Raw genomic sequence first — 11,677 nt, 5'->3', positions numbered from 1 at the left:
GCCGCCCGGCCGACCTCGGCCCCGGTGTTTTCCGGCAAGCTGATCGAGACCGTGCCGCCGTCCCAGCCGCAGGCGCCCGCGAAGAAATAGGTGCCGTTCATGCGGGCTACGACCCTGTCGTCAGGGTCCGCTTCGCCGTCGCATCCCGACAAGTCTGCCTGAATCCGCCCCCGATTTGAACCTCGCCGCAATTTGCGGCGTCAAATCCCCGGAATTTGCAGTCGGCGCCGCCGATCGTGACGCCGGAGAGGGGCTAGAAATCAGATGGATGCAGCGAAAACGTCCGGCATCTTCGTTCACCAATACACGGGACTGCCGCACGGCCCTGCGTTCGAACATTGGCGCGAGCGGGCTTTCGGGGCCTGCGGCCTCGATATCGGGCCGAGTCATGGCGACAGCATCGATTGCCGGCTCCAGATCAGCGTGGTCGACAACATCGCGCTCGCCATTCCGGAAGGCGCCTCCGCGCAATATTCCCGCACCCAGAGCCACCTTGCCGACGGCAGCGACGACCTCGTGCTGATCGCCGCACATGCCGGCCTCGTGCGTGTCGGGCAGAACGGCCACACCGTGGAGCTTGCGCCCGCGCAGATGGTGCTCGTCGACATGAGCATCACCGGCACCGTCGGTCACACCGATGAAAACCGCTTCACCACCATCCGCATGCCGCGCCGCGCGTTGCTTGACATCAGTCCGCGTGCCGAGGACAAGCTGTCGCAAGTGCTCAGCGACGGTGCCGTCGCAGAGACCATCTTCCGCTACCACGCGCTCGCTGCCAATCACGCGCCGCATCTCGACGCGGTGGGCCAGCGCCTGACCGCGCAGCATATGGTCGATCTCGTCGGCCTCCTGCTCGGCACCGATGCCGAGCATGCCAGCCTTGCGCGCGGCCGCGGCCATGCGGCGGCGCGCCTCGACCTCATGCGCGCCGATGTGATGGCCGCGCTCGGCCGCAACGATCTCTGCCTGTCCGAGGTCGCGACGCGCTCGGGCCTCAGCCCGCGCCAGGCGCAACGCCTGTTCGAGCAGGCCGGCACGACCTTCACCGAATTCGTGCTGGAGCAGCGCCTGCTGCAGGCACGCAAGCTGCTCGGCGATCCCCGCGCCAGGACGCGCAAGATCAGCGACATCGCACATTCCTCGGGCTTTTCCGATTTGTCCTATTTCAACCGTGCGTTCCGCAAGCGCTTTGGCGCGACACCGTCGGAATTGCGCGAGGCGTGAGGCGCACCGGTTTCGTTCTGCGGATCACGGTTGGCCCGTTGGCGGCGATGAGCTATATCTACCTGTGCGGGTAGACCGCTCGATCGCTTGTTGTTCGCTCGTCGTTCCATTGGGAAAGTGCAGTCAACGGACATGGCGCGTATCGTCGTGCTCGGCGCCGGATTTGCAGGCCTGTGGGCGGCCATCGGTGCCGCGCGCAAGCGCGACGAGATCGGCGCTGTCAGCGACATCGAGATCTGCGTGATCGATCGCAATCCCTATCACAACATCCGGGTGCGCAATTACGAGGTCGATCTCCGCGAGGTCGCGATACCGTTGCCGAAGCTGCTCGATCCCGTCGGTGTCCGTCACGAGATCGGCGAGGTCGAAGCCATCGATCCGGTCTGGCGCGAGATTTCGCTGGTCACGAGCAGCGGCGAGCGGACGCTGGCCTATGACCGCCTGGTGCTGGCGCTCGGCAGCGAGGTGATGCGTCCCGACATACCAGGCCTCGCCGAGCACGCCTTCGATGTCGATACCTATGTTGCGGCGCTCCGCCTCGAGGACCATCTCGCCTCGCTCGGCCGCAGCGCGCCCGCGCCGGGGCGGTCGACCGTCGTGGTGGTCGGTGCCGGCTTTACCGGCATCGAGGTCGCAGCCGAGATGCCCGACAGGCTGGCGCGGGCAGGCATCGCCGGCAGCCGCCGCATCATCCTGGTCGATCCCAATCCCGCGGTCGGCGCCACCATCGGCGCGCTGGCGCGTCCCATCATCGAGACGGCGTTGGCCGCGCTCGACGTCGAGACGCGTCTCGGCGTGCGCGTCGTCTCGGTCGAGGCCGCCGGCATTCGCTTGAGCTCCGGCGAGTTCATTCCGGCGCAGACGGTGATCTGGTGTGCCGGGATGCGTGCGAGCCCTCTGGCGGCGCGCTTTCCGGACGCCCGCGACCGGCTCGGGCGCCTGCTGGTCGATCCCTTCATGCGGGTTGCCGATGTCGGTGGCGTGTTCGCGGCCGGCGACGTCGCCTCCAGCGTGGTCGACGGGCTGCATCCGACCGTGATGTCCTGCCAGTTCGCGCGTCCCATGGGTCGTTTCGCCGGCCACAACGTGGTCGCCGATCTCGCCGGCCTGCCGATGTTGCCGCTGCGGATCGACTGGTACGTGACCGTGCTCGATCTCGGCGGCTGGGGCGCGCTCTATACCGAGGGCTGGGATCGCGAGGTCAAGGCGACCGGTCAGGCTGCGAAGGCGACCAAGAACATCATCAACCGCAAGCGCATCTATCCGCCGCTGACCGGCAGCAAGGATGAGCTGTTCGCCGCCGCTGCGCCGACGGTGCAGGCACCGCCGCCGACTTACGGGGCTCCGCGTCGTTGAGCTGGCTCGTGCGTATCTGCCCCTCCGCTCACGACCAGATAATCCTAAAAACGGAGGAACGTCGCTCCCTGGCGAATGTTGGCTTGACGGAGACAAAATCTTCGTGAGCAGCGGACAGTCGCCGTCGCAGCAGGAGCGGCGTAACGCCCGCCTGGTCGCGCGATCTAGTCCATCCCCTCATCGCGAAAGAAACATATGAACAGACCAAAGCCGACCCATTTCCGCAATTCGCTGGATTTAAGAGATAAAGTGCAGGTCAGGATCCTGCGCAGGCGGCTCAAGCTATCGGATGAGCAATTTACCAACGTCGTTCGCAAGTCTGGCAGTTCAATCTCGGCCATCACCAAGGAGGCCTCTAGTTTGAAGTAGCGGACCGCCGGCCGCCGTTGCCAACGCGATCGTCCCCGCAGCCATTTCGAGTCAATGCAGTCGAGGCAGGCCCTGAACATGAAAATACAGGTTGGCTTCGAGATGACCTACGAATTCCAGCAAGTCACACCATTGATTGCTGTCGTCGGTATGCATTTCACCCGGGCATCCGACATCATCGTGCCGGATTATCTCATCACCGAGCCTCCCGTGCCGATCTCGCCCTACCGCGACGGCTTTGGAAACTGGTGCAATCGATTTGTCGCGCCCGCCGGCCGCATGCGTCTTTCCGCCAACGGCACAGTGCGCGATAGCGGGCTGCCTGATGTCATTGTGCCTTCCGCCACGCAATGCGCGGTGCAGGATCTGCCACCTGATACCATCGTCTATCTGCTTGGCAGCCGCTACTGCGAAACCGATCGGCTTTCTGACATCGCATGGAAGCTGTTCGAGAACGTGGCGCCGGGTTGGTCACGGGTCCAGGCGATCTGCGATTTCGTGCACAATCACATCGCATTCGGCTACCAGCATGCGCGGGCCACCATGACGGCTTGGGACGTATTCAACGAGGGCAAGGGCGTCTGTCGCGACTATGCGCATCTTGCCATTGCATTCTGCCGTTGCTTGAACATTCCAGCGCGCTATTGCACCGGCTATCTCGGCGACATCGGCATCCCGCCGCCCCACGCCCCCGGAGACTTTGCAGGCTGGTTCGAAGCCTATCTTGGCGGTCGCTGGTACACATTCGATGCACGCAACAACACTCCGCGAATTGGGCGCGTCCTGATTGCACAAGGCCGCGATGCGGCGGATGTTCCGATTGCCCAGACTTTCGGACCCAACACGCTCGTCAGCTTCAAGGTGTGGACTGATGAACTTGTGTAGAGCGCTCGCCTTGGGCGATTGGGTGCCAGGCGGCTGAGATTGATCTCGCTAACTGATTAGAAGACTGCTACACAGTTCGCATCACCGTGCGCTACGTGGCCGTTATCGGTGACTGAGAGCTTCGCGCTCCCGCCTCAACCCAAGAGAAGGCGGTCAGATGTCAGATTTCGACAAATTCGACATTCGTGAGTGGCTCGTACCACCTTTGTTGGTGCCGGTCTTTCTCGTGCTGCTGATTGCGGTGACGGCCATTTTGTAGCGGCAAGTCGGTTCAATCACCATGCGTCAGAACTGCAAACCGCGGCGTTGAGCCAGTTCAAGCTAACGGGAGCCCAAAATGGCAAACACGGCGATCATCAGGGATGCCTACGGGGTTCCGGCAATCTTCGTTGGTTCGAAGACTGGCCGGGACGATGCGCCCTTTGTTTTCGTGAGGGTCGGAGGTGAGGAGCGCCGGATGCGTTGGTCCGAATCGGATGCACTTCCGGCCTGGACCGGCGAGCGTCCCACCTGGGCGAGTAAAACCAAATAGCTATGGAGTGTTCAGCATGAGGATGGTTCGAACAGGCACATGGACCGCGGCGCTCTTGCTGGCATTCGCACTGGGCACATTCACGCCAACAGCTTTTGCCGCCGAGCCGAACTGCCGTGCGATCGAAAGTACCAGCGCGCGCCTTTCCTGTTACGATGCGGCATTTCCTCCAAGAACCAGGAAGCCCGATGAAGCCGGCATCGACCCATCGTCAGGTTACAAAGATCCATTTCGTGCGGAAGAAGCCCGAACCGCCGCGAAGCTCAAGAATATTTGCCGCGGTTGCTGAGTCTCGCTTCCGAACATGCGCGCCAATTGAGAGAGCCTGTGAGATGACGAACGATGATGCCAAAGGTTGTCGAGTGGTGCGCCAACGAAAGCGTGCTCTTCATCTGGCTGGCACGGTATTGGATGGGAGGGCAGACCGCACAAGGCGCCAGTGGATGCGGATAGTTGCTGCCAGGAACCGAACAAAGCGCTCGCTATCCGGCAGATAAAGGCGCACTGTCCCACGACCATCGAGCGGCCCATAGCATCTATCGGTGGTGTGAACGCAAGTTGCGCTCCCGCTCAACCCCGCAGCGGAGCGTCATACATGCCGGCTCAACGGTCCCCACGACAATCCTTGACATTCGAATACCGCCTTGCGCAAGAGGCGATCAATCTCCGCCTACAGGCCAACGGGATGCCAGCTGGCGTCCGCCGCGCGGAGCTTCTGCGAAAAGCCCGCCAGATCGATGTTGCTGGGGAGCTCAACAAGTGGCTGACCTCGCCGGGCCTACTGCCGCCATCTTGAATTCAGGTCTCGTTCTCCTTCATCGGGATTTTGCTCTCACCCTCCCGGGGGCTGGTAAGCCGCCGCCTGCGCTTCATTTAAGCGGTCGGCGTTTTTCTCGAGATGGAAAGCCATTGGGCGCGACGTCTAGCGGCTGATCGTGATTTCCATGTAGCTTTCCAGGAACGCCGCTGGAAGAGCGGCTTTAAGCTTTATACCTGACTTGCGGTGCGGTTCGCCGACATCAGCCTTGATTGCAATCCTGGAAATTTGACACGGAGGCTACTGACCGAGACCAATTCGGTGGATGGGCCCAGCTTACAAGCCCTTGTGTTGCCCGACGGGCAAAACACCCAATCCATCGGTCAGTCGGCGCCTTAAAAATATTCCACTTTACCGAATTTCGGAAAGGGCGTATGTGTCGTCGCAACCCGGCCCAAGGAAGAGGGGCGTATCGCGATCGTCACGAACGCGGGCCGGGCGGCGGTGGACGCTGATTGCATCGGCGCGAAGAGCTTTCGCAGGGCGGAGAGCCGTGAGCGAAAGCATCGCGCACACGACCGGTGTGATCGGCGTACGGCAAAATCGTGTGGTCCTGGCGCCCGGGGTCTGTGCGCCAAGTCTTGTGGTGATGTGTGCGGTCCAACCGGGCCCACGCATCAGCCATCCGCAAGGCGACGGGGGCAATAGTGCAACGCTCCCCGGGGAGATCCCGACATAAGCCGTAAAGCCACTGCGAAGGGAAGGCCGGGATGTCCTGGCTACACCTGTATGCCGCTGTGCAGCTTCTTGTTACGCAGGATTCGCACAGTGGACCGCGGGTGCCAGCCGGCGCCCGGTCTTCCCTGCGCCCTCTCCATTCAAGAGGGTGAAGAGATCAAGCAAAGCTCGGGCGAGATCAGCCGCGAGGATGCGAAGGCGTGTCTCGGAGGCGTAGGATGGGTAGAGCACTTGCGAAACCCATCATGTTTCAACACAGGGGAAGTGTTGATGGGTTTCGCTGCGCTCTACCCATCCTACGAGCTGCGTCCAAATTCCGCTCTCATGCCCCGGACGCAGCGCAGCGCTTCTTCAGCGATGCGCTGCAGAGCCGGGGCCCACGTGGCAGCAAATGCTGTGGCTTCCTGGGTCCCGGCTCTGCGCAGCAGCGTAAGATCGCTGCAGCGCGTCCGGGACACGAGAGTGGTGGGCGCTGGTACTTCACACTCCGTCACGGCGTTCGCACAACAGAGCAGGCGGTATCGTGACGCGGCAAGCTGCAACATCCTTCATGACGCCGGCGTGGCGAAATCCACACGCCTCGCGCGCCGACAACTCCGTCATCAAATTATTGCTTGATGTGCCCAGGTTGTTTCGTCTAGCGTCACCCGCAGGGGTTGGGAATGGCATTCTGTCCATAGCAGCCCGTAGGATGGGTTGAGCCCTTGCGAAACCCATCATCCTCTGCCGCTGAAACGATGGGTATCGCTTCGCTCCACCCATCCTACGGCCGCTCTCAACTTCGGCCTTTCTCGCAAGGAGAACAGGCCGATGCCGGGCACCGGGAAGAAGACGCGTGGAGAGAAGCGGATGACGAAGACCGGAGCCGCGAAGCGGATCGAAGAGCCAACGCCAGCGGCAGCAGGGCAGGCGAGCGCCGGCCTCGGCGAAGCGTCCGGCAGCGCTCCGCACGCGAACGGCGCCCAGGCCGCAAACGAATCCGGGGCTTCCACCGCCGCCGCGCAAGCGGTCCCGCCGCCCAAGACCGTGTCGCAGGTGCTCGGCGAGATCACCTGGCTGATGACGCAGTCGCCGCGCCACAAGGCGATCCCGCTCGGCGATCTCGAATGGCTGGTGATGCCGGCGATCCTGCTGCAGCAGTTCCGCATCTTCTACAAGGGCGAGCAGCCGGTTGGCGTCGCATTCTGGGCGCTGGCGGATGAGACCGTTGCGAAGCGGATCGATGCGGGGGATGTGCGGTTGACGCCGACGGAATGGAAGAGCGGGGCGAACAGGAAGATCATCGATGTGGTTGCTCCGTTTGGGGGCGAAAGCGAGATGCGCGATCAAATAGAGCCCGGTAAGTGGTAAATTCGATGCCGCCTGTGTTCCGCGTTTATGCGTATCGATTGGCTAATGCAGCTTGGTGTGGTCGGCTGCTGTCTGTTGCCGCGAGCTGCCTAGAGCCTACCATTAGGGCGCTTCCGGCTGCATTGTTTTTCCTCAGCTCGCTTAGCTGTCTGAACTTTCCTCTATCTGCCGAGCCGAGTAGCGGTAACGGACTTATATCATCGTCAAAATACCTTTGGTCTATCCCGGAGGTCACGGTACTGGAGGTTGCTCCAGCGACGAACGGCACCGCGGTCCTCCTTCTTCAAGATCGTGAGAAGCGCCTGGCATTGTCGATCGGCGCGAGCGAGCTTAGCACTGGTACCCGCGTTCCAATTCTGAGTGCGAAGATGCTTGCTGCCTCCGCCATCCATTTGGCAGTGGCAGCGGACGGCTCGCTCTGGGTCGGGGGAACGCAGAACATCCGACGTTCGATCGGTGGTGCTCCTTTGTCTGATGGCTACATCGCAAAGCTCGACCCGGCCGGGCACGTGATTCGGGAAATTGAGGTTGCGCGCAATCGTGATAACACAATTGCTGATATAGCGGTTTTGCCCAGCGGTGACGCGGTGATCGTCGGGAGAGAAGACGACGCAAGCTGGCTCGCGCGAATATCTGGAGATGGAGAGATCGTTTGGGAGAAGACGTTCGGCGCGGGCAAAATCGCCTCGGTTACTGTATTGAATGATTTGATTGCGGTAGTGGCTTTCGAAGCTGTCGATGGCCATCCTGTCGGCGCTGCTGTGCGAGTCGCTTTATGGCGGTTTGAGACTGAAGGTCGACTTCTTGTTGATCGTCAACTTGTCCGTGAAGAGCCGGCTCAAAATCCAAGCTCCGCTTGGCTAATGAAAGTTGTTTCCGGACGGGGCGACCTTTACGCAGCGACTGCGTGGACTGAGCCATGGTCGAAGCCTCCTTCGGCAAAGCCATTGAGCGTTGCGCGCATCACTCCGAAGGGCCAGATTATTTGGCAGAAAGACGTTCCCGATACTGTTGTGCCAGGTCGCCTAGGACCCATGCCGTGCCCTCGTACCGTTGTTGCTCCTCTAGACGGTGGTCTGATCACCTTCTGTGTCGCTGCGGAAGGTACAAACCTTTTTTATCTAGAGCGGGCAACGGCCCAAATCACCCGTGATCTTCTCCCCAATACGGTAGAGCGAGTGTGCGACGGATCGAATGGGCGTGCCTCGTTCATGCTCCCGCATTCCGATTCGAGCATTTTGATATTCGGGACCGGCGGGAGTTGCAGTTGGCTTCAAAAGGTCCAGCTCAGGAAAAAGTGAACAAGTCTTGCTGAGCCCGTAGGATGGGTTGAGCCCTTGCGAAACCCATCACTTTCTTCTCGGCCAATTCATGATGACAAATTATCGTCGCAACTTCGTCCCGGGAGGCAGCTTCTTCTTTACCGTCAATCTGGCGGAGCGCAGGCTTTCCCTGCTGACGGACCATGTCGAGATCTTGCGCGCGGCCTTCCGCGAAACACGCCGACGTCATCCCTTCACGATCGACGCCGTCGTTGTGCTGCCCGATCATCTCCATGCGGTATGGTCGTTACCCGAAGGCGATTCCGATTTCGCAACACGCTGGCGACTGGTCAAGTCAGCATTTTCTCGCGGCGTCGAGCGCGGTGAACGAATATCATCGAGCCGCGCCGCAAGGGGCGAACGCGGAATCTGGCAGCGCCGCTATTGGGAGCATGCCATACGCGATGAAGGCGATTTCGTGCGCCATGTCGACTACGTCCACATCAATCCGGTCAAGCATGGGCTGGTCCCGCGCGTATGCGACTGGGCATGGTCCTCGTTTCATCGCCATGTGAGGCTTGGCAATTATCCGGTCGACTGGGCCGGCGATCGTTCGGAGGATGCACACGAATACGGTGAAAGAGGAGAGGGCAGATGATGGGTATCGCTGCGCTCAACCCATCCTACGCGGGCCGGGAATGACGGAGTGAGGCGGGTGCTGAAATCGCGTTGCAGCGCGTCCGGAACACGAGAGGAGACAGTCGTGTGTTTGATGAATTTGGCGAGCGCGCCTGCAATCACACCCCCAGACATGAGAAAGCGCCCGTGGGGGGCGGGCGCTTTCTGTAGTCGACTTGGGGTTGGGGTCGTCTACATATCCACGTGGCGACTTTGGGGGGCTGGTAAAGAGCCGCGTGAATTCAAAAAACTCGTCAGATCTCCTTAGCGAACGAGGGATGCATTCGCGCTGGTGATAACAACCGGCTTGTCGGCCTTGATGACGCGGGCGGTCTGGGTCAGACCTTCGTCCGAACCCGTGCGTGCCGTGATGCCGAGGCCCGCCACCGCGATCCCTGCGACGAGGGCAACGACCACGACTTTCAAATGGGTCGCGCGATCTGCGCTGTAGATCGAGTGGTTCATGGAAGCCTCCTGCCGCCATCTACCCGAAGTAGTCGCCGGCCGTTTCAGGCAGGTTCATGCTTCCGGTGCCCAACAACCTAGTATTGGGGGGATTCGTTCCCAAGAGGCCATCACAAGAGCGTGACAGGACGTGAAAGATCGCGATCAAAAGCGACCCTTGATCGTGCATTTTTGCAATTATTTCAAAGCTGTAATGTGCCTGTCAGGCGCCTTGTCGAGGTTTGGTCCACAAGGCGCCAGGAACTCAGAAACCATTTGCCTGTGGCCGAAAAACACACGGCTTCTTAAGGCAAATCAGATGCTTCCGACAGTTTTCAATCTCGCCCTGGGGTGGATCTCGGCCTGCGACAGCACCGTCGTCTGGGCCCGGAACCGCTCAACCAGGGACCGGACGAAGGGACGAATTGCCGCAGAGGTGACCAGCACCGGCGCCTCGCCTTCGCGGGCGGCGCGCTCGAACGCCTCGCGCACGCCGGTCATGAACTCCGACAATTTCGAGGGCTGCATCGCAAGGCTGCGCTCTTCGCCCTGGCCGATGATGGATTCGGCAAAGGCCTGCTCCCACCGCGCCGACAGCGCGATCAGCGGCAGATAGCCGGCATAGGAGGTGTTCTGCGCGCAGATCTGCCGCGCCAGGCGGGCCCGGACATGCTCGACCATGGTGGCGGGATTGCGCGAGAAGGCGAGCGAGTCGGCGATGCCTTCGAGGATGGTGGAGAGATCGCGGATCGAGATGCGCTCGGCGAGCAGCAGCTGCAGCACGCGCTGGATGCCGGAGACCGTGACCTGTCCCGGCACGATGTCCTTGACCAGCTCGCCCTGCTCCTTCGGCAGCTCCTTGAGCAGCTTCTGCACCTCGCCGTAGGAGAGCAGGTCCGACATGTTGGCCTTGAGCAGCTCGGTGAGATGGGTCGAGAGCACGGTCGCGGCGTCGACGACGGTGTAGCCCTTGAGCGAGGCCTCCTCCTTGAGGCTGGCGTCGACCCAGGTCGCGGGCAGGCCGAAGGTCGGCTCGGTGGTGTGGATGCCGGGCACCTGCACCTGGCTGCCGCCGGGGTCCATCACCATGAACTGGTTCGGCCAGATCTTGCCGGTGCCGGCGTCGACCTCCTTGATCTTGATGATGTAGGTGTTGGCCTCGAGCTGGACGTTGTCGAGGATGCGCACCGCCGGCATCACAAAACCCATCTCGATCGCGAGCGAACGGCGCAGCGCCTTGATCTGCTCGGTGAGGCGGTCGGTGCCGTCGGGGCCGTTGACCAGCGGCAGCAGCGCATAGCCGAGCTCGATCTTGAGGTCGTCGATCTTGAGCGCCGCCGAGATCGGCTCTTCGGCCGCCGCCGTGCCCGCCGCACCCGGCGTTCCCGCAGCGGGTGCGGCCATGGCGGCTTCCTCGGCCTTGGCCGTCACCCGATTGCGGTTGCGGGCGTGCCAGGCGAGCGCACCGGCGCCGGTGCCGAGCGCCAGGAAGGGGAGGGTCGGGATGCCCGGCAGGGCCGCCAGCACCAGCATGACCGCCGAGGACATCGCGAGCGCCTGCGGATAGCCGGAGAACTGCTTCATCAGCGCCTTGTCGGCGGCGCCGGAGACGCCGGCCTTGGAGACGAGCAGGCCGGCCGCGGTCGAGACGATCAGCGCCGGCACCTGGGTGACGAGGCCGTCACCGACGGTCAGCAGCGTGTAGCTGCGCCCCGCATCGGCAAAGGACATGCCCTGCTGCGCCACGCCGATGATCATGCCGCCGACGACGTTGATGAAGACGATCAACAGGCCGGCGATGGCATCGCCGCGGACGAATTTGGAGGCACCGTCCATGGCGCCGAAGAAGCCGCTCTCGTCCTCCAGCTCCTTGCGGCGGTGCTTGGCGACCTTTTCGTCGATCAGGCCGGCGCCGAGGTCGGCGTCGATCGCCATCTGCTTGCCGGGCATGGCGTCGAGGTGGAAGCGGGCGGCAACCTCGGCGATACGGCCCGAACCCTTGGTGATGACGACGAAATTGACGATGATCAGGATGGCGAAGACGATGATGCCGATGACGAAATTGCCGCCCATCACGAAGCT

At 62.0% G+C, this 11,677-nt stretch carries 10 protein-coding genes; 8 read left to right on the top strand and 2 right to left on the bottom strand.

Annotated elements, in window-relative coordinates; genetic code table 11:
• The first annotated feature begins 264 nt into the window (after window positions 1–264).
• The 8 genes from IC66_RS0126945 to IC66_RS0126910 all read left to right on the top strand — a co-directional run bounded on the left by IC66_RS0126945 (window position 265) and on the right by IC66_RS0126910 (window position 9,131).
• The gene (locus tag IC66_RS0126945; protein WP_028142193.1) at window positions 265–1,224 is read left to right on the top strand and encodes a helix-turn-helix transcriptional regulator; all 960 of its coding nucleotides are present in this window, start codon (window positions 265–267) and stop codon (window positions 1,222–1,224) included.
• A 132-nt stretch (window positions 1,225–1,356) separates the two neighbouring features.
• On the top strand, window positions 1,357–2,580 hold the full coding sequence (locus tag IC66_RS0126940; RefSeq protein ID WP_028142194.1) for an NAD(P)/FAD-dependent oxidoreductase: 1,224 nt from the start codon (window positions 1,357–1,359) through the stop codon (window positions 2,578–2,580).
• 195 nt (window positions 2,581–2,775) lie between these two features.
• Window positions 2,776–2,949: a DUF3606 domain-containing protein gene (locus tag IC66_RS43705; protein ID WP_081494336.1), complete on the top strand. Its 174-nt coding sequence runs from the start codon at window positions 2,776–2,778 to the stop codon at window positions 2,947–2,949.
• Between the two features lie 78 nt (window positions 2,950–3,027).
• Window positions 3,028–3,834 carry a transglutaminase-like domain-containing protein gene (locus IC66_RS0126930; protein ID WP_028142196.1) on the top strand — a complete coding sequence of 269 codons (807 nt, stop codon included), beginning with the start codon at window positions 3,028–3,030 and terminating at the stop codon, window positions 3,832–3,834.
• Window positions 3,835–4,382: 548 nt separating this feature from the next.
• Complete coding sequence (locus IC66_RS43695; protein WP_080670183.1) at window positions 4,383–4,655, top strand: hypothetical protein; 273 nt, start codon at window positions 4,383–4,385, stop codon at window positions 4,653–4,655.
• 2,055 nt (window positions 4,656–6,710) lie between these two features.
• Window positions 6,711–7,211: a toxin-activating lysine-acyltransferase gene (locus IC66_RS0126920; RefSeq protein WP_161966252.1), complete on the top strand. Its 501-nt coding sequence runs from the start codon at window positions 6,711–6,713 to the stop codon at window positions 7,209–7,211.
• Window positions 7,212–7,579: 368 nt separating this feature from the next.
• Window positions 7,580–8,512, top strand: a complete 933-nt coding sequence (locus tag IC66_RS46485) for a hypothetical protein (RefSeq protein WP_157158102.1) — start codon at window positions 7,580–7,582, stop codon at window positions 8,510–8,512.
• A gap of 73 nt (window positions 8,513–8,585) precedes the next feature.
• Window positions 8,586–9,131 (top strand): REP-associated tyrosine transposase, encoded by a 546-nt coding sequence (locus tag IC66_RS0126910; protein WP_028142197.1) that lies wholly within the window; start codon window positions 8,586–8,588, stop codon window positions 9,129–9,131.
• 284 nt (window positions 9,132–9,415) lie between these two features.
• On the opposite strand, the gene IC66_RS0126905 is transcribed toward IC66_RS0126910, so the two are convergent.
• On the bottom strand, window positions 9,416–9,616 hold the full coding sequence (locus IC66_RS0126905; protein WP_028142198.1) for a hypothetical protein: 201 nt from the start codon (window positions 9,614–9,616) through the stop codon (window positions 9,416–9,418).
• 294 nt (window positions 9,617–9,910) lie between these two features.
• Window positions 9,911–11,677, bottom strand: a 1,767-nt coding sequence (locus IC66_RS0126900) for a flagellar biosynthesis protein FlhA (RefSeq protein WP_038949762.1), incomplete at its 5' end; no start/stop codon positions are given.

It is taken from the genome of Bradyrhizobium genomosp. III (genome assembly GCF_000261705.1).
Classification (GTDB): domain Bacteria; phylum Pseudomonadota; class Alphaproteobacteria; order Rhizobiales; family Xanthobacteraceae; genus Bradyrhizobium; species Bradyrhizobium ottawaense.
The sequence above is the reverse complement of the archived record's forward strand: the minus strand, read 5'-3'. Positions and strand labels throughout refer to the sequence as shown.